Consider the following 18,136-nt stretch of genomic DNA (forward strand, 5'->3'; position numbering starts at 1 on the left):
CGCCCGGAAACAGGGCAGCCACGACAGGTCGGCCAAACCCTTCCGACCGTAGTCGTCCGATCACCAGACTGTGAAGTGCGACGCCGCTCCCCATCCCCCGGGCTCAGCGGCATCGCCCGGGACCGCCCGAACCCCCGTGCCGGGCGGTCCCACCCCGCAAGATCGCGCTCGATCGTGGAAACAGTGGCCTTGCGAGCCTGCCGAGACCACTACATCCAGGATCGAGCACGATCTTGATCGGGTGCGGGGGTGATGTCGCAGACGATTCAGCTCGAAAGGACCCCCACACCATGTCCCGGACCGTCTCGGAGGACCGCGCGGCCGTACCCCGTCGACCGCACCTGCCGTTGCGGCCGTTGTGGCTGTGCCGGGTCTGCGCCGCGCCGTGGCCGTGCCCGGTGGCCCGACTCGCCCTGCGCCAGGAGTACGCCCACGACCGGATCGCTCTGAGCATCTACCTGTGCACGGTCCTGCACGACGCGGCTGCCGACCTGTACCGGCTCAACCCGCACGACGGCCCGGACCCGAAGGCCCTCTACACGCGGTTCCTCGCCTGGGCGGCACCGCGCGGCGACCCGCCCTGAGCTGTTCGGCGAGGAGTCACCCGGCAACCGGTCAGGGGTGGGTCATCCGGAGCAGGTCCAGCGTCTCGTCGAGCTGGGTCTCGGTGAGCTTGCCGGAGTCGACGTGCCCTCGGGAGATGACGACCTCGCGGATCGACGCCTGCTTCGCCAGCGCCTCCTTGGCGATGGAGGCGGCCTCGTCGTACCCGAGGTAGCGGTTCAGCGGGGTGACGATCGACGGTGAGCCCTCGGCGTACGCCAGACAGACCTCGGCGTCCGCGACCAGGCCGGCCACCAGACGGTCGGCGAACAGCCGACTCGCGGCGGCCAGCAGCCGGATCGACTCCAGCAGGTTGCGGCCCATCACCGGGAGCATGACGTTCAGCTCGAAGTCGCCCTGAGAGCCGGCGAACCCGACTGTCGCGTCGTTGCCGATGACCTGGGCGCAGACCTGCCGCATCGCCTCGGCGACCACCGGGTTGACCTTGCCCGGCATGATCGACGACCCGGGCTGAAGGTCGGGGATGCGCAGCTCCCGCAGGCCGGCCCGGGGGCCGGAGCCCATCCAGCGGATGTCGTTCGCGACCTTGTAGAGGCCAACCGCGATGGTGCGGAGCTGCCCGGAGGTCTCCACCAGGGCGTCGCGGGCGCCCTGCGCCTCGAAGTGGTTACGGGCCTCCGACAGCGGCAGCCCGGTCGACTCGCGCAGCTTGCCGATCACGGCGGCGGCGAAGCCCAGCGGCGTGTTGATCCCGGTGCCCACGGCGGTACCGCCCAGTGGCAGTTCGGCCAGCCGGGGCAGCGAGCCCTCCAACCGCTCGATGCCGTAGCGGACCTGGGCGGCGTACCCGCCGAACTCCTGCCCGAGGGTGACCGGCGTGGCGTCCATCAGGTGCGTACGCCCCGCCTTCACCACCGTCTCGAACTCGGCAGCCTTGGCCTCCAGCGCCTCGGCGAGGTGGGCCAGCGACGGCAGCAGGTCCTCCGCGATGAACTGGGTGGCCGCCAGGTGGATCGAGGAGGGGAACACGTCGTTGCTGGACTGGGACGCGTTGACGTGGTCGTTCGGGTGCACCGGAGAGCCCAGCTCCCGGCTCGCCAGGGTCGCGATCACCTCGTTGGCGTTCATGTTGGACGACGTTCCGGAGCCGGTCTGGAAGACGTCGACCGGGAACTGGTCGTCGTACCCACCGTCGGCCACATGCGCGGCAGCGGCGGCGATCGAGGCGGCCACGTTGGCGTCGATCACGCCAAGCTCGCCGTTGACCTCGGCCGCCGCGCCCTTGATCTGGGCCAGTGCCTTGATCTGGGCGGGTTCGATGCCCCGGCCGGAGATCGGAAAGTTCTGCACCGCGCGCTGGGTCTGCGCCCGCCACAGCGCCTCGGCGGGCACCTCCACCTCGCCCATCGAGTCGCGTTCGATCCGGTAACCGGTCGCCTCTGGAGTCGTCACGCGTACCATCCTGCCGCGCCCACGGGTGAACCGCAGATGATCCGTCACGACGCGGTCCGGTGATAGTGATCTGAGAGCGGATCGAGTGTGGTGCACCGCAGACTTGTTCCAGGTTGCCGGTGACGACATCCGACGGGGGCGGTGCGACCGTCCCACCCCCCAGCGGGCGGGCGTACCGATGTCGGTGGAGGTGCTACCGACGGACGAGGCGCCAGGCGGAAGCCTGGCGCCTCGTCGCGTCACCGACCGATCAGTGAGGGTCGATGGCGAGCAGTCGCTCCACCCCGTGCCGGTCCGGCACGTCGATCTGCCGGTACAGGGACAGCGCCCGGGTCAGGTGTGCGCGGGCCGCCGCCGGATCGGTCGTCAGCAGGCACCGGCCGATGCCCTCCAGCGCCCGGCCCTGCTCGTAGCGGGCGCCCAACCCGGTCGCGTCGGCGAGCACCCGGCGGTACAGATCGAGGGCACTGGTCACGTCCCCCTGGGCCAGGATGGCCCAGGCCAACAGGTTGCGCGAGCCGCACTGGGCGACGCGGTCACCCACTTCGGTCATTGCGACGAGCGCCGAGCGGTGCAGGTCGGCGGCCCGTTCCGGACGGCCGGCCTCGCGTTCCATCATCCCGATCTCGTTCAACACCTCACCCTCGCCGAACCGGGCACCCACCTGCCGCTTCAGGCGCAGCGCCGCCCGCAGCAGCCGGCCGGCCGGACCCACGTCACCCATCCGGTGCCGGGCCATCCCGAGGTGCCCGATGGCGTTGGCGATGCGGCGCGGGTCGCCGATCTCGCGGGCGACGATCAGGTGCTTGCGGGCCGTGAACACCGCCTCGTCGAGCCGACCCCACAGCAGCAGGCTCATCGACAGGTTGTTGAGTTCGTTCGCCAGCGCGTCATTGTCAGGCATCCGCGTCGCCATCGCCCGGGAAGCCTCGTAGGCATCCCGGGCCCGCTGGAACTCGAAGTTGGCGGCGTACGAGGTACCCAGATTGACGAGGGTGTTGCGGATTTCGCGACGCAGACCGAGCCGGCGGAAGATGTCGAGCGACATCTCCGTCACCCGGATCGACTCGGGAAAGTCGCCCAGCCGGTAGTGGGCCGAGGCGAGATAGTTGAGCAGCGTCGCCGTCGCCCGCTCGTCACCCAGCTCCTCCGCGGCGCGCAGTCCGACGGAGTGCGTCTCGATCAGCTCGTCGAGACGGCCGCTCTCGAACTGGGCGTACCAGCACGCCCTGGTCAACTGCCAGCAGTAGTGCAGGAACCCCTCCGTCTCGGCCAGGCGGACCAGGGCGGGCCACAGGGCCACGTTCTCGTCGACCCAGGCTCCGCCCTGCTCGGTGACGCTCGCGGCCAGGTCGGCGCGGAGCGGCCCGGCCACCACGAGCTGCGGACGAGAGGCGGAGAGTTCGCGCTTGCGGGCGATCGCGAGGGCGACCTGCAGATGATGATCGAGGAGACGCTCGACGCCATCCCGGCGCTCCACCGCCCGGTCCGGGTCGGCCATCAAGGTCCGTGCGTACTCGCGGACGAGGTCGTGCAACCGGTACCGACCCGGCTGCACCTCCTCCACCAGGTGCGCGTCGACCAGCTCGTCCAGCAGGTCCTGCGCGCCGGCAAGGGACAACTCGGCGAGGACGGCGGCGACCGAGGTGTCGAACCGTACCCCCGGGTGCAGGCCCAGCAGCCGGAACGCACGCTGCGCCGACGGCGACACCTGGGCGTACGACAGGGCGAAGGCGCGGCCCACGGACCGGTCGCCCGCCTCAAGCTCGGTCAGCGGGTCGGGTCGACTCGACAGCCGTTCCGCGAGGTCGGCGATGCGCCAGCGGGGCCGATGGGCCAGGCGAGCGCCGGCCAGCCGGATCGCAAGTGGCAGGTGACCGCAGCGCCGCACCATCTCGGCTGCCGCCTCCGGCTCGGCGGCAACCCGGTCGGAGCCGACCACGTGCCCGAGCAGTTCGACCGCCTCGTCCCGGTCGAGCACCGGCAGTGACAGGGGCCGTCCCTCGTCCACGCCGACCAGCCGGCGACGGCTGGTGACCAGGACCAGGCAGTGCGAGCCGTTGGGCAGCAGCGGCGTCACCTGTCCAGCCGTGGCGGCGTTGTCCAGCACCAGCAGGGCCCGCCGACCGGCCAGCTCGGTGCGCCAGAGCGCCAACCGGTCGTCCTGGGTCGTCGGCACCCGGTCGGCGGGAACACCGAGCTGCCGTAGCAGGGTTGCCACCGCCGCCGACGGCGTCAACGGGGTGCGCTCGCTGTGCCCGTGCAGGTCGATGTAGAGCTGAGCGTCCGGATAGCTCTCCGCGAGGACAGTCGCGACGTGCACCGCCAGCGTGGTCTTGCCGGAACCCGGTTTCTAGCACATAGTCGATGTATGGGCATGGTTGTTCCTCCTGCTGTTGTAGCCGATCTTTACCTTCGCTTGTCTGACCTGCGGGTCGAGGACTTGAACAGCGATGGTGAGAGCAAGGGGCTCGTGGAGCACGAGCGGTTGCTGGTCGAGCGTGCGGGTCGTCTCGGGTGGACGGTGGGTGAGGTAATCGTGGAGAACGACATGGTCAACGGCAAGCCGAAACCCGCCTCGGCGTTCAAGCGTAAGAAGGTGAGGTTGGCGGACGGGACGACGGTGTTGCGGGTGATCCGGCCGGGGTTCACCCGGTTGTTGGACAGGTTGCGGCACGGCCGGTCTCAGGCGGTGTTGGCGGTGGACTTGGACCGGACGGTGCGTGATCCTCGGGACTTGGAGGACCTGATCGACATCGTTCAGGAGAAGGCAGCCAACGCGCAGTCGCTGTCGGGTTCGCTGCGGTTCACCGATGGCGGGACGGATTCGGAGATCACCCTGGCACGGGTGATGGTGACGATGGCGAACAAGGCCAGCCGGGACACCTCACGTCGGGTGAGCGCGGCCCGCCTGCGGCAGGCCATCAACGGGGAGTGGGGTGGCGGGCGGCGGCCGTTCGGGTTCTGCGGCGGCCCGCCGGAGGTGGGCACCGGTGACCCGGCAGGGTATGTATGCCGGTGGCACGGTGGCCGGGACTGCCTGGCGGGGATCACCCGGGTCGAGGCCGAGGCGGACGTGATCGCGGACTGTGCGGAGCGGTTGTTGGAGGGGGCCACTTTGCGGTCCCTGGCGGCCGAGTTGCGGGAGAGGGGGATGCCGACGGTGACGGGCGTGCCGTGGTCGGCTGAGGGGTTGCGGGACATCCTGTTGCGCCCGCGTAACGCGGGTTTCATGGTGTACGACGGGAAGATCCTGGAGGGTGTGACCGCGCCGTGGAAGCCGATCATCGGTCCGGAGGTGTTCTTCGCTGTGCGGGACCTGTTGACCGATCCGTCGCGGCGCAGCGGCCCTGGGGCGGCTCCGCGCTGGGTGGGCACGGGCATCTACCGGTGCGGGGTGTGCACCCCGCCCGGTGTGGACAGGGGGCGGCCGGTGACGGTTCAGGTCACCCTCGGCGGGCGGGCACCGCGCTACAAGTGCCGGAAGCACAACCACCTGACCCGCAACCAGGCGCATGTGGACGCGGCGGTGTTCGCGCACGTGGTGTACGCGTTGACGCATCCGCGTGCGTTCGAGTTGCTGACCGAGCCGGCCCCGGAGGTCGGCGTAGAAGGGCTGCGGGCGCAGCGGGCGGCGATCGGGCAGCGGTTGAAGCGGATCCTCGCCGACGAGTTGCGGGGGTTGGAGACGCGGGAGTACGCGCGCGAGGCCCGGCGGGAGGCCGCTGCGATGATCGCGGAGATCGACGAGCAGTTGCACGCGAACGTCGGTAGCGACCCGTTGGCGCCGTTGGTGAACGCGCCGGACCCGGTGAAGGCGTGGCGGGACGCGCCGTTGGCCGACAAGCGCGTCGTGATCGACCGGCTGATGACCGTGACGATCCTGCGCACCCAGCGCAAGGGACGCGGGTTCGACCTGGCCACGTTGCACATCGGACCGAAGCACACACTCGGCTCACCCGCGCGGTCGGCGTAGATCCGCTCCACTCGATGCCGGCGCCTGCCGCGCGAATGCCCTGACCTGGGGAAACTTGTCGACCAAGGGAATGAGGTGGGTGACGTCGTGGTTGGTTGCCGCCGGTCAGGTTCGCTGTCGCCGACCATTTCGGCATCACCGAACGGGCTGCACTGCAGCCGGGTGGGTGGTCGGCCGGGCTCTGGTGCGTCTGGTGCACGGCTCGGTAGCAGATGATGTGCCAGCTGTCGGCCGACGAGCATCAGTTCCTGCTTGGCGTGGGTGTGACGCGTCGCGACGGTGGTCGCCAGCAACGGGACTCGTGTACAGAGCTTTGTGCCCCGGCGGCCGTGGCCGGCCGCCGGGGCCTGCCCGATCAGGACTGCGAGGTCCTGCGGCGGTTGTAGAGAAGCAATGCTGTGCCAGTGGCGACGGCGATGCTGCCGAGGCCCGTCAGGACGGGTACCAGCGTGCTACCGCCGCTGCCGCCGGTCACCGGCAGCTCCGTACGGGTGGAAGTCGGCAGTGCGGTAGGAGTTCCGGTGGGCTGAACGGTCGGAGCACCTGTCGGTGTGGCCGTGGCCGTGGGCGTGGCCGTGGGCGTCGCGGTCGGCGTGGCCGTGGGCGTGGCCGTGGGCGTGGCGGTCGGCGTCGCGGTGGGCGTGGTTGTTGGGGTTCCGGTGGGCTGGAGGCAGACGGGTGCGGTGATGGTGTTGGTGTCGAGGGTGACAGCGCCGGTCTGTGCCAGGGCGCGGCCTTGGAGGGTTGCGCCGGTGTTCATGGTGATCGAGGTCTGGGCCAGGATGTTGCCCACGAACCGGGTGCCGGTGCCGATCGTGGCCGAGCTGCCCACCTGCCAGCCGACGTTGCAGGGCGTAGCGCCGTTGATGAACACCACGCTGCTGTTGGAGGCGGTGATGAGGGTGGAGGCGATCTGGAAGATGAACACCGCCGCCGGGTCGCCCTGGCTGTCGAGGGTCAGGGTGCCGGTCAGTTGTGCGGCGCCGATCCGGTACACCCCGGGGGTGAGGGTGGATCCGCCGAGTTCGGCGGGGAGGTTGGTGAACGGGGTCCGGCCGGCGGCGTCGTTGTAGGCGGTGGTCAGGTCGTTCTTGGCTTGGAGGGCGACGGCGTCGCCGAGGTGGATCTCCCCGGCGACGATCCCCGGTGGGAAGCCCGGCGCGGTGTTGCCGGGATGGACGCCGAGGCTCTGCGCCAGGAAGCTCGGGCCGGTGTTGGTGACGGTGGAGCCGGCCAGCACGGAGAAGTTCGCCGCCGTCCCCAGGCCGACCGGCGCTGGCTGAGCGCTGGCACCGGTTCCGGTGAAGATGAGCACGGCGACCGCCGCGACGGCGGCCGCGACGGCCGCGAGCACGGGCAGTGCCGCGCCTCGAAGACGAAGTGCAGTGGTTGTCACGATGTGGCCCTCTCATGGGTGCGTCTCCGGCATATGCCGCCACGACGGCGGCCTGGAGATCACACCGACGGACGAATATCCTTAAACGGACTTTTGCATATTTAAGGCCACGAAGGGGTGAAACTCCTGGAACCCGCCTAGTCGTCGGATGTGGATCCGGCGCACGGCGAATCGGGGTGTCTGAGCTGGACGACCAGAACGGCCTCACGACAACCGGATACCCAGGAGAAGTGTTTGTCTAGGAGTTCCGACCCACGCTGGCGCGGGGATGACCGCTGCGGTGGGGAGCCGCTTGGCCGGCGGTCTTGACGACGGTGGATGAGCGTTGCCGAGCCGTGGGAGGCCGGCCGGGTGCGTCCGCTCGCCGGCCTCTCTTCACCGCTTCCCGCTCCCACCGCGCCCGAAGGCCGCGGGACCGAGGGCCGGTCGTGGTCGAATGACCGTCGCCGGGTAGGCGGGCAACGTACGGTCGACAAGACCCCGAGGCGATTGCTCGCCCTGTTACCTTCCGAAGCCGGGACACATGGACCTGACAATCACCGCCGTCCGCAGCGGCCCCCGGGCGTGCCTGCACCTGTACGGCCGTCTCGGCGCGGCGACGGCCGGGCTCGTGCACGACGAGGTGCTCGCAGCGCTGCGAATCCAAGCGGTCGGGCACGTCGACCTCGACCTCACCGGCCTGGCCCGCTTCGACCCCGCCGCCACCAGCACCCTGGTGGCCTGCCACCGGGCCGTGCACGTGCGCGGCGGAGACCTGCGCCTGGTCAACATCTCACCCCAGGTCCGCCGGCAGCACTTCGCCGCCGGACTACTCGGCCTGCTCGCTGCCTCCGACGCTGCGGCAGCCGTGCCACCGCCCGCACCGGACGTCTCCTCGCCCTCGCCGCTGCCGCAGCAGGTCCAACCTGACCCGAGGACCGACCACGCCGGAAGTTAGCCGCACGGCGAGGGCGGCGGCAGACGCGCTTGCCACCGTGATGCTCCTGCACGCCCACGCCCACGCCTGCGACAGGGCCTCGATGACGCCCAGACCCCGTCCACCGTCGCACGTGCACCCATTTCACCATCGAGCAACCCCCACGCGGCCAGCGCGGTCGTCACCGCCTGCCGCGCCACCGTACGGCGTAGCGGTGCCGAAATTTGACAGCAGGGGATGCCCCGGGATGGGGCACCCCCTTCCGGGTACGGCGGTATTCAGCGGGGCGGTGATTGTCGACGTCGGCCGAGCAGCGCGGCCACGGTGGCGCGTTGCGCGTCGGTCAGCGGCGGCCACCGGTCCACGTTCGCTGTCACGTGGGCCATGAGCGCCTCGTCGCGCAGCACGGCCCGCAGCGCCGCCAGTTCCGGGTCGTCGGAGTCGCGAGGCGCGGCCATCGCCGCGAGGCGCGCCCGCATCAGCGCCTGCACCTCCGGCGGCCCCGTAGAGGTCTGCTCGGTGGCCGGCTGCGGATGGCCGGCTTCTGCGGGCGGGGCGGGTCGGGGTGTGATCCGGGCTGTTGCCCGGATACGGGGCGGGTGGGTGGCCAGCGGTAACGTCCCCCGTGCGTTGGGCTGGCCGGGCGGCTGGTAGGCGGGGGTGAGATCCCGGCCTGGCGCGTCTACGCCAGTGTCCGGTGACCGGTCGCCTGGTGGGCGACGGCGTGGGTTAGGTGTCGTGGGCTGGCTCGTGGCCATCGTCCTCCACAGTCACGGTCGCGGGGTTGCGGTCGTCTGCGGTCATCGCCTTGTCCTTCCTGTCGTGGTGGTTGATCTGCGGGGCGTTGCCGCCCGCGCTCCCGTGGCCTCTCGGTGCCGGCGGCGCCGGGGGTACGGGACGATGTGGCCCGGCGGGGATCGCCAGGCGGGTGTGGAGCATCGGTGTGCGTGCTGGCCCGTCCGCACGGGGCTGTACGGCGGACGACGCGAGGGCGCTGCCGCGCGCACTGCGCGCGGCGGGCCGCCTGGCGGGCGTGTAGGCGGGTGCGCACGGCGGTCAGGGGTTGTTGGTGGTGGCGGCGAGCAGCGCCGCGATGAGGTCGGTCAGTGGGGTGACGGTGTGGCGTTGGTCGTGGGGTAGGCGCTTGGTGTGGTGGCAGCCGGGGCAGTCGCCGGTGTCGGTGGCGGGGATGGTGAGCGCGCAGCGGGCGCAGGCGGTGAGGTGCTCGGTGTCGAAGGCGGCGGCGAGTGCCGTGCGGTCGGTGCGTTGGCGGTGCCACCAGGACAGGTGGGTCCACTCGACGGTGACTTGCTGGTCACGCCACTGCGGGTAGGTCAGTGCCGTGGCCTCGTCACGCTGGTTGGGTGGCTGCCAGTAGCGCCACACCTGCGCCTGCGCCTCGTTACGGGAGCCGGCGTCGGTAAGCCGGTGGTGCTCGGCGGGGGTGAGCAGGCGCCGCCCGGCGAGGTCTGCGGCGGCGGCGTACCAGGCGGGCCGGTCCTCCCCGGTGGCGGCGAGGCGGGCGAGCTGGCGGACCTGGTGTGACCACGCCTGCTGGTGTAGGCGGGTGAGAGTGGCGGCCAGGGCGGGCGTGTCGCCGCTGGAGCGGGGGGTGCGCCGCCACCACTCGGCGAGGGCGTCCAGGGTCGCGTCAGTGTCGAGGTGGGGTGTGAACGGGTCGGTCGGGTCGTGGTGGGTGTCGAGCAGGTAGCTGGTCAGGTCGACGGCGGCCGGGCCGAGCATCGGGAGCAGGGGACGCGGGTTGACGCGGAGGCGCCGCAGTGTCTCGTCGCGCTGCAGGCGGTCGGCTTCGGCTTCTTGCCGGTGGTAGGCCGGCCGCGCGGCGGCGGCGGTGGTGGCGCGTTCGGTGCAGATCGCGGTCAGGGTGACCTCGGCGGCTTCCGGGTCGGTCAGCGTCCAGGCGTGCTCGGTGACCGCGCGGGCCGGATCGCGGACGCAACCGGCCGCGGCGACGACGAGCCGGCCGTGCGCGGCGATGAGGTCGAAGTCGTCGACCAGCCGCCGCCCATAGCCGGGCAGGCTTTTCTCGCCGAGGTGGCGGGCGGCGTTGCGGGTGAAGGTGACCGCCCGATGGTCGGTCGTGGTCAGCAGCAGCAGCGGCGGGCAGTACGGGAACCGGCGCCGCCACGCCTCGTCGCGGGCGTAGGCCCGGTACCGGTCCAGCTTGCCCCGCAGCTGGGTCTGCGTCATCGACGCCAGGTCGACCTCGATGAACGCCGCCACCGCCTGCCCGTCGCCCAGGACCGCCTCCAACACGGCGTCCGGGGTGAGCCGCTTGACGCTCGTGCCACCCCACCGGGAGGCCGAGCCTTCCCACTCCTGCCAGCCGGCCCGGTCGGTGGCCCAGCCTGTCAGCGTCAGACCGGCGGAGGGGCCGTGCTCGCGCAGGGCGAGCCACACCTCGGTGATGGTGGCCGCGTGCGCGCTGAACAACGCCGACGGGCGGCGTCCGTCCGCCGGGGAGGTGCCGGTGACCAGGCGGGCTCCGGCGGGACGCAACCACCAGTGGTGCGGCGCGCTGCCGCGCTGACGGCCGGGCCGGTCATAGTCGACCAGACCGGCCGTGCGCAGCTGCTCGAGCCGGTACAGCACCGTCCGCGCCGGGGTCCCGGTGGCACGGGCGAGCTGGTCAGTGGTCATCACCCGGTGATCGTTGAGAAGGACAAGAAGGTGTTCGCTGGGGCCGCCGGAGGCCCGCAGCCGGTCAGTCGTTCCGGACGGCATCAGCACACTCCTTTCGCGCTGTTACGCGGATATCCGCTTCCCCGGGGGAGAGATGACATATGTCAGTCGCCGGTCTCGCCACCAGGCGAAACTCGGCGTCGACCCGCCTCTTCAGGGCCTGTCAGGTTGCGGATCGGGTCCAGACCAATCCGCAAACCCCTCCGCCAGGCAGGGGGCTCTGTCAGCGCCTGACCCAACCTGACCGCCGAGCTGTTCAACCCCGCCTGACAGACTCTCGCGTCTGTCAGGCGCAGGGACAGCAGCGGTCGGGCCCATACTCGGACGGCTGTCGCAGGGCGGTGGCTCCTCGGGTGCGGTATGTTCCGCGCATGATCAGCGGATCGGCTGATTACGGACAGGCGCCCACACCGCCGAGCATCGAGGGTGTGCTGCTGCTGGTCGTGGCGTTCACCGCCGAGCTGGTGCCCGAGGTGCGACACACCCTTACGGCGGCGGTCGCCCGCGCCGGCCTGGCCGGGGATGAAGGGGAGGACTTCGTGCTCGCCGTGCACGAGCTGGTCACCAACGCCGTCCGCCACGGCGGCGGCAGCGGCGAGCTGCGCCTGCACCGCCAGCCCGGACGCCTGACCTGTCAGGTCAGTGACCACGGCGGCGGCACGAGCGCCGACGTGCCCGCGCTGCCCAACGCTAACGTTCCCGGCCAGCGCGGCCTCTGGCTCGCCCACCACCTCACCGGCGGCCTCACGCTGGACACCACCCCGCACGGGCTGACCGCAACGGTCAGCGCCCCCCTCGGCCCAGCGGAAGCGCTATGAGCGGCCCCGTGGACCTCTGGCGATGGGACAGTCAACCCCGCCACGGCCGCACCCTGGTCACTCTCGCCGGGGAACTCGACCTCAGCAGCGTCGAGCAGTTGCGCGACCGGCTGACTGCCACCATCGCCGCCACCCCGAGCGTGGACGTCGACCTGGCCGCCGTGACCTTCATCGACTCCACCGTCATCAGCGTGCTTGTCTCAGCTCACCACGCCGCCGCTCTCGCCGGCGGCGCCCTGACCCTGCTGCACCCCACCGGCCAGGTTAAGCGCGTCCTCACCGTCACCGGCATCCTGCCGCTGCTCGGCCGCGACAACCCGCAGACATCCCGCGCCTGACCGGCTCACCGACCTGGCCACCACCGAGCAAGGGGATGACAGCGCTTCCCGCTACTGACGAAGACGTGGCACCTAACGACACTGAGGACGAGTCCCGCGACCGGGTGACGCTTGACGGGCCGACCGGCGTTCCGCGGCGGCGCAGCGAAGGACCAGCGTCCTGTCTTCCGAGACGCTGGTCGAGGGAGCGCATCATGAGCGATACCAGCGCCGCACCGAACGCCTGGGACACGGCTAGGCCGTTCCCCGGTTCACCGCCGTGCCTTCCCGATCGCCGCGACGCCATCGATACTGCTGATGGCAGGCCTCTGGGAGCTGAGCGAATCGGGCTGGGACGCGATGCTCGGCTACCTCGCCGACCCCGCCACCCTGGCTCGGTGCGTCGAGACCCGGCACCATCAGGTCGAGGTGACGGTCATCGACAGAACCGCGAAGCGCACGCTCTTCGTGCCGCGCACGGCCGACGATCAAGCGACCATCGACGAGGCCGCGAACTCGTATCTGCGGGACGTGGGGCTGCCGCAGCGGCCGACCGGCTACCGCTGGTTCCAACGCCTACCCGGCGACATCACCGTCACAGACATCGATGAAGCGGTCTACGCGGCGGTCAAGGACCTGCCCCGCGACCACCACCCCGCCGAAGCGGTGCCCGCCATCCGCGCCGCCCTGAAGGGGCTGTAGCCGGCGGTGAGTTGGCGACGGGGCGACGGCTGACCCGCTGCTGTGGGCGGCGGCCCCGGAGGCACGTCGCCCCGTCACCACATCCCGAGCGGGCGGCAGGAACCCCCACCTGCCGAGCCGGCTCCCCTCGAGACGACTGATGGGAGCGGCGGGCGCTTTGAGGAAGCTCCCCGACCCTTGGGGTGCCCGCCGCTCCATCGGGGGTGACTTTATCGATTCCTGTTGGTCACACCGCTAATGTGCAGGCCGGTCACTCGTTCGGGTGAGGAGCGGGTTGCTCACCCGCTGCCAGCTACCGGCCGACCTCCGCCAACCGACGCAGACCCTCGCCCCCGACCACGGCCCAGATCGCCTCAGCGGCACTGGACGCGTCGAACAGCCGGTCGAGGGTCGCCGTGCCGACCGTCACCGGCAACCGCGCGGCAGCCACGTCACGACACACCTCGATCTCACGCTCCACGCTCGGACACAGCACCAGGACCGCGGCAACCGGGACACCTCGCGGCGCGCGCCGGTAGCCCGCCAAGACGTCCGCCTGGGGCGGCGCAGCAAGCCCGGACAGCGCACCCGCTCCAACGCTGTGGTCGACGTGCAGCACGAACCGCACGGCCCGCCCGCCCTCGATCCACACCCCGTACGCGCTCGGCGTCACCTCCGCCACGCCGTGCTCCCGCAGCCACACGGCGGCCTCCAGCGCCCGGCGCCACCGGAACAACTCACACCGCGGATCCTTGCTGGCATGGGCGACCAGCCCGACGAAGAACTCGTTGACCACGAACTCGCCCGGACCCGGCCGGCCCAACGCCACCGGCACCGCCCGGCCCGCTTCGCGCAGCCGCGCCGTCAACGCCTCCGCCCCCGCCGCGCTCAACTCGTAGAACGCCACGTGGCGCGGGTCGTCGTCGTGGACGAACCGCCACACCAGCCCCGCCCGCGCCAGCACCCCCAGATGCCGCGCGGCGGCCGGACGGCTGCCGAACAGCAACGTCGTGACCTGCCCCGTGTGCAGCACCCCGTGCTCGGCCAACAACGACAGCACCGCCCAATGCCGCGGCCCCAACCCATGCAGCTGAGCATCACCGGACCGCCGGGCCGGAGGCTGAAGCGAGTTCTCCTGCGGCCCGACCGCGTACCGCCGCGCCACACCGCCACCCCCTCCCCATCGGCCGGGCTCCGAGTCCGGCAGCCGGCCTCGCGGGGAATCCACTTCCGAAACTAACTACGCACTACCTAATACTGATCAGAAAGCGCTTTCCAGGGCTCGGGTGTTCACCGAATAAGCCGAAAGGCTGATGCACAAAGACGGCTAAAGCGACTTAGCGTGCACCCCCAAGACCCGGCGACGGGTCCCGCTGCCCCGATTCCTGATGCCTGACGCCGACGCCGCACGCCCAGCGGCTCGTGCCGGGACCTGCCCCGGAGTTGGGGGACGAATGCGGTCCGCCTCGACCCGGACACCCTAATGTGGGTCCACCGTCGTTTGACAGGCCCACGTCGGATCGGGTGACCTCGATTCGGCCGGTTATCGGCCGAGCGCTTGACGCTGGCTCCTCCACTCGTGATCGAGTAAGGAGTACAGGAGGGAGTCTCGCCAGGCGTCGTTGGTGAATACGTGATCTCTCATGCGGCCCTCGGGAGTGAAGGCGAGCCTGGCGAGAAGTCGTTGGGAAGCATGGTTGTCTGGGCCGCATGCTGCCTGGATGCGGTGTAGGTGGAGGGTGTTGAAGCCGAAGTCGAGCATCAACGTGGCGGCCTCGGTTGCGTAGCCCTTGTTCCAGTCTTCGCGGCGGATGGCGTAGCCGAGTTCGCCGCTCTTGTCACGGGCGAGTCCGATGCGAATGAAGCCGACGAGCACGTCGGTGTCGTTGGCGATGGCGAGGTAATAGTCCGGTCGCGGTGCTGTCTGGGCCCGGGTGATGTCCTGAGCCAACCGCTCAGCCTGCTCGGCTCGGTTGCGGGCGTCGAAGCTGAGCGAGCGGGTGACTTCCGGGTCGCCGACTACCGCCATCGAAGCGTCCAGGTCATCCTCGCGGAACTCACGCAGGGTGAGGCGCGGGCCGGTGATCGCAACGGGGAACACGATGATGACGGTAGTCGGACCGGTTGGCGTCGGTTAGGCGGGGAGGGCAGCGGCCGGGACGCGGCAGAACGCCTCGATCTCCTCACGCAGGTCGCGGGCTGCTGGTGAGCCGGCGTGTTGTCGACTGCGGAGGGCTTGGTGTACCCGGCTGGCGCTGGTGAGGATGCCGCCGATGCGTCGCTCGGGTTCGAGGGCGAGGACGGGGGCGAGTGCCTGTTGGGCGCCGTCGACGTGGCCGGCGTTGACGCGGGCGAGGGCGAGTTCGGCGCGGGCTCCCGCCTCGTCGCTGAACGACCGGTCCTCGGGGCGGCCTTGCTCGAACAGTTCGAGCGCGGACAACGCCTCCGACTGGGCGCGCTCGTGCTCTCCGTCGAGGCAGACGTAGGTTCCGGCGGCGTAGTAGTTCTGTTTGGCCTGTGGGAAGCCGAGCAGGCCGCCGATCGCGTCGAGGTCGTCGGGTTGGTGTCCGGCCCGGTGGTCGGCGGCTCGGGTGAGTGCGCGGCGGGCGTCGTCGGTGGAGTTCATCAACGCCCAGGCGCGGGCTTCGAGCGCGGGCAGCCAGGACGCGACGGAGCCGGAGACATTGGCGGCGTACTCGGCGCCGCTCTGCGCCAACCGCACCGCTTCCTGGGGGCGGCCCGCCCAGTAGGCGATGAGGCTCTGCAGTCCTCGGGCCCACGCCCGCAGTCCTTGGTGATCGGCGTTGTCTGCGCAGACGTACAGGGTCCGGGCGTGGGTCATGGCCTCGTGGAAGCGGCCGAGGTCCTGGCTTGCCTTGGAGATCAGGCCGGAGACCACCCCGGCCAGCAGGTAGAGGTCGCGGCTGAGTGCGGGTTTCTGCCTGCCCTCCAGCAGCCGGAAGACCGTCTCCTGCTCATCGATGAGGTCACCCATGATCGAGGCCAGCGGGTCGTGGATGTAGGCGTTGGCGAGATGGACGACGTCGTCGCGCAGTTGGGCGATCGCCTCCGGGCCAACGTTGTCGACCTCTGCAAATGTCGCGAACCGTGCCGCGCGCCGCGATGCCATCGCAACCTGCCTTTCTAGAGGGTCCGACGAGCGGCCTGGCTCGTCCGTTGATGTGAGTGGTTCCGCCGGTTCCGCAGCCGGCATGTGGCCGGCGTACGCGGTCATGACCGCGCTGGCCTCGGGTGACGCCAGCACGATCCGTTCTGGGGCGGGCGCGAGCAGTTCAGACATCGGGTAGCCCCAGAACAGGCGGGCAACTCGTCGCTGCGACGGCCGAGGCGCGGTCTGCACGTCACCGGCGATCCAACGCCGCAGCGTGCGAACGCTAAGAGTTGCATCTTCATCGTTGTCCCGCGCGCACCGCTCGAACCTGGCCACGATCTCGGTGTGGGTGCGCTCATCGCGGCCGATGAGGACCGCGAGCAGCGTGAGTTTCTCCTGCGACATCCCCGACCCCTTCCGGACGGATCTAGTCATGACGGTAGGGCGGCGACCGGCCCGGCAACTAGTCCTACGCACATCACCAGGGGATAAGGCCGAAGGATGTCCGCCTTACGGCAGCGCAGTGGCAGCGATCCGGCCCCGCCGTGCGCTTCTAACGGCATGGTCCCCATCGCCAGACTCCGATGCAAGACCTAACGCATCGGAACCACCACGCACCGTGCCGTGCGCCGCGAACGCGTTAGGCGACCGGCTCCCCGGTGTCACGGCAAGTGCCGCGGGCACGGGGCGGGTCGGAGACAGGGCATGCCACAGAGGGAGGGGTGGGGCAGGTGGATCAGACAGTCGCGTCGCGGCGGGTGCGCATCGCATTCGCCTCGGATGCCAGTGGCGCGCCGACCAGCGTCCATCGTCCCGCTGTCTGCTCGGTGCTTCGTGACAGCGGCTGCATGCTCTTGAGTCGGGTGGCAGGCGCATCGCGAACACGGGCGGGCGGCCCGCCGCTTGGTCCGAGTCGCGGCGTAACTGGCACGCCCAGCAGGACGTGGCCGCGGCACGGCGTGGTGCTGCGGACGGGAGGCGGCAGTGAACAGCGACGCGGCGGATATGCGGATGCGTACCGCGGTGTCCGAGGTGTTGCGGCAGCACACGCCGAATCTGGAGGGCTGGTGTACCGGCTGTCTGGTGTTGTGGGGCCGCCTCGCTTCGTTTCCGTGCGAGCCGGCGGGATGGGCGAGAGCCGTTCGCGCGGCCTACCTGTCCGAGCCGAGCCGCTGATCGCCCGAGCCGTCCAGCGCGCACTCGGTCCTGGCTGCCAGCGCGCCGAGCGGCCGACCTCGGTGGCCGGCGTCTCGCCGGCCCCGGTACAGGCAGCGCGGCTCACGGAGCCGACGCCTGTTCTGAATTCGAAGAGGAGGTGAGCGCGAGGCCACTCAAGTGCCGCTCGTAGCGACGGTCCTGCCAGCCGGCTAGCTCAACAGGACCGCCCGACCACCGCAAACGGTCATATCCCACTTGGAGAGGAATTGCCCGCGATGACGGTAGCCACTGCCGACCTTATCAAGGTCGACCTGCCCACGCCGTTCACCAAGACCTGGGAGCGCATCCCCGGCATCACCATCGACGGACCGACGCTGACCATCAGGCCGGAGGAGTTCTTCTTCCGCTACGAGAACCCGAGCTGGCTGCTGTGCGACTGGCAGCGGGTCCGCGACGAGCTGCTCCCGGCCGTGGAGAGCGAGGACCTGACCATCGAGCAGCTCGTGCTGGACTTCGTCAAGGAGCACGGCTACTCCACCACCGACCCGGCGGAGGTGCTGCGCACCGCGCACGACGTGTACGCCTACATGTTCCGCGAGGAGCACCTGCAGGATCCCGGCCTGGACTTCGTGCCCGACGGGACGCTGCGGATGCTGCGCGAGTGCGGCACCCTGATGGCGCTCAACCGGGTCGAGCTGGACGGGCACATCAGCAACGTGTCCCCTGCCTGGATGCTGTGCGCCGCCGCCCGGGTCGTCTACGATCTGGACAAGGCGACCGCTGAAGTGCTCGACGAGCTGTATCACGGCACCTGGTTCAACGAGTCGCGGCGACGCGAGAGCATCCTCGCGCACGCGGCTCTCGGCGGCAGGCTGGTTCACGCCTGCCAGGGCGCTCCCAACATGTCCGGCGGCTGCGTCGTGCCCTTCGGCACCGACGTCGAAACGATGCGCCGCGAGCTGGCCGGCATGCGCGTGCCCTGGATCGAGCGGACCCTGGCCCCGCTGGCCTGACAGAACCGGTGACCGCGCGGCGCCCTCCAA

At 70.5% G+C, this 18,136-nt stretch carries 14 protein-coding genes and 1 pseudogene; 7 read left to right on the forward strand and 8 right to left on the reverse strand.

What is annotated here, in order from left to right; genetic code table 11:
* Positions 1-290: 290 nt before the first annotated feature.
* Positions 291-584 carry a hypothetical protein gene (locus tag ACLQ25_RS21540; protein ID WP_425732602.1) on the forward strand — a complete coding sequence of 98 codons (294 nt, stop codon included), beginning with the start codon at positions 291-293 and terminating at the stop codon, positions 582-584.
* Between the two features lie 31 nt (positions 585-615).
* Here ACLQ25_RS21540 and ACLQ25_RS21545 read toward each other — a convergent pair whose 3' ends face one another.
* Complete coding sequence (locus ACLQ25_RS21545) at positions 616-2,025, reverse strand: class II fumarate hydratase (protein WP_425732603.1); 1,410 nt, start codon at positions 2,023-2,025, stop codon at positions 616-618.
* Positions 2,026-2,266: 241 nt separating this feature from the next.
* Positions 2,267-4,363: pseudogene (locus tag ACLQ25_RS21550) on the reverse strand (ATP-binding protein); the annotation flags it as partial.
* A 72-nt stretch (positions 4,364-4,435) separates the two neighbouring features.
* On the opposite strand from ACLQ25_RS21550, the gene ACLQ25_RS21555 reads away from it, so the two are divergent.
* Positions 4,436-5,992, forward strand: coding sequence for a recombinase family protein (locus tag ACLQ25_RS21555; RefSeq protein ID WP_425732604.1), 1,557 nt, complete (start codon positions 4,436-4,438; stop codon positions 5,990-5,992).
* 355 nt (positions 5,993-6,347) lie between these two features.
* On the opposite strand, the gene ACLQ25_RS21560 is transcribed toward ACLQ25_RS21555, so the two are convergent.
* A complete protein-coding gene (locus ACLQ25_RS21560; RefSeq protein ID WP_425732605.1) occupies positions 6,348-7,388 on the reverse strand; it encodes an ice-binding family protein in 1,041 nt (346 codons plus the stop codon).
* 523 nt (positions 7,389-7,911) lie between these two features.
* Here ACLQ25_RS21560 and ACLQ25_RS21565 point away from each other — a divergent pair.
* Positions 7,912-8,325, forward strand: coding sequence for an STAS domain-containing protein (locus ACLQ25_RS21565; RefSeq protein WP_425732606.1), 414 nt, complete (start codon positions 7,912-7,914; stop codon positions 8,323-8,325).
* A gap of 257 nt (positions 8,326-8,582) precedes the next feature.
* Here the strand turns inward: ACLQ25_RS21565 and ACLQ25_RS21570 are convergent, their stop codons facing one another.
* Positions 8,583-8,783 carry a hypothetical protein gene (locus ACLQ25_RS21570; RefSeq protein ID WP_425732607.1) on the reverse strand — a complete coding sequence of 67 codons (201 nt, stop codon included), beginning with the start codon at positions 8,781-8,783 and terminating at the stop codon, positions 8,583-8,585.
* A gap of 577 nt (positions 8,784-9,360) precedes the next feature.
* A complete protein-coding gene (locus ACLQ25_RS21575; RefSeq protein WP_425732608.1) occupies positions 9,361-11,049 on the reverse strand; it encodes a replication-relaxation family protein in 1,689 nt (562 codons plus the stop codon).
* 329 nt (positions 11,050-11,378) lie between these two features.
* On the opposite strand from ACLQ25_RS21575, the gene ACLQ25_RS21580 reads away from it, so the two are divergent.
* The 3 genes from ACLQ25_RS21580 to ACLQ25_RS21590 all read left to right on the forward strand — a co-directional run bounded on the left by ACLQ25_RS21580 (position 11,379) and on the right by ACLQ25_RS21590 (position 12,844).
* Positions 11,379-11,825 (forward strand): ATP-binding protein, encoded by a 447-nt coding sequence (locus ACLQ25_RS21580; RefSeq protein ID WP_425732609.1) that lies wholly within the window; start codon positions 11,379-11,381, stop codon positions 11,823-11,825.
* Complete coding sequence (locus ACLQ25_RS21585) at positions 11,822-12,163, forward strand: STAS domain-containing protein (RefSeq protein ID WP_425732610.1); 342 nt, start codon at positions 11,822-11,824, stop codon at positions 12,161-12,163. Before ACLQ25_RS21580 ends, ACLQ25_RS21585 begins: the two co-directional genes overlap by 4 nt.
* A 297-nt stretch (positions 12,164-12,460) precedes the next feature.
* The gene (locus tag ACLQ25_RS21590; protein ID WP_425732611.1) at positions 12,461-12,844 is read left to right on the forward strand and encodes a DUF5956 family protein; all 384 of its coding nucleotides are present in this window, start codon (positions 12,461-12,463) and stop codon (positions 12,842-12,844) included.
* Between the two features lie 292 nt (positions 12,845-13,136).
* Here ACLQ25_RS21590 and ACLQ25_RS21595 read toward each other — a convergent pair whose 3' ends face one another.
* From ACLQ25_RS21595 to ACLQ25_RS21605, 3 genes are all read right to left on the reverse strand, one after another.
* Positions 13,137-13,883: a replication-relaxation family protein gene (locus ACLQ25_RS21595; RefSeq protein ID WP_425732612.1), complete on the reverse strand. Its 747-nt coding sequence runs from the start codon at positions 13,881-13,883 to the stop codon at positions 13,137-13,139.
* A 483-nt stretch (positions 13,884-14,366) separates the two neighbouring features.
* Entirely contained in the window at positions 14,367-14,924 is a 558-nt protein-coding gene (locus ACLQ25_RS21600) for a GNAT family N-acetyltransferase (RefSeq protein ID WP_425732613.1), read from the reverse strand.
* A gap of 33 nt (positions 14,925-14,957) precedes the next feature.
* Positions 14,958-15,953 carry a hypothetical protein gene (locus ACLQ25_RS21605; protein ID WP_425732614.1) on the reverse strand — a complete coding sequence of 332 codons (996 nt, stop codon included), beginning with the start codon at positions 15,951-15,953 and terminating at the stop codon, positions 14,958-14,960.
* A 1,415-nt stretch (positions 15,954-17,368) separates the two neighbouring features.
* Between ACLQ25_RS21605 and ACLQ25_RS21610 the strand changes: the two genes are divergently transcribed.
* Positions 17,369-18,106, forward strand: a complete 738-nt coding sequence (locus ACLQ25_RS21610; protein WP_425732615.1) for a hypothetical protein — start codon at positions 17,369-17,371, stop codon at positions 18,104-18,106.
* Positions 18,107-18,136 lie beyond the last annotated feature (30 nt).

This window comes from Micromonospora sp. DT44, from assembly GCF_049841635.1.
Taxonomy (GTDB): domain Bacteria; phylum Actinomycetota; class Actinomycetes; order Mycobacteriales; family Micromonosporaceae; genus Micromonospora.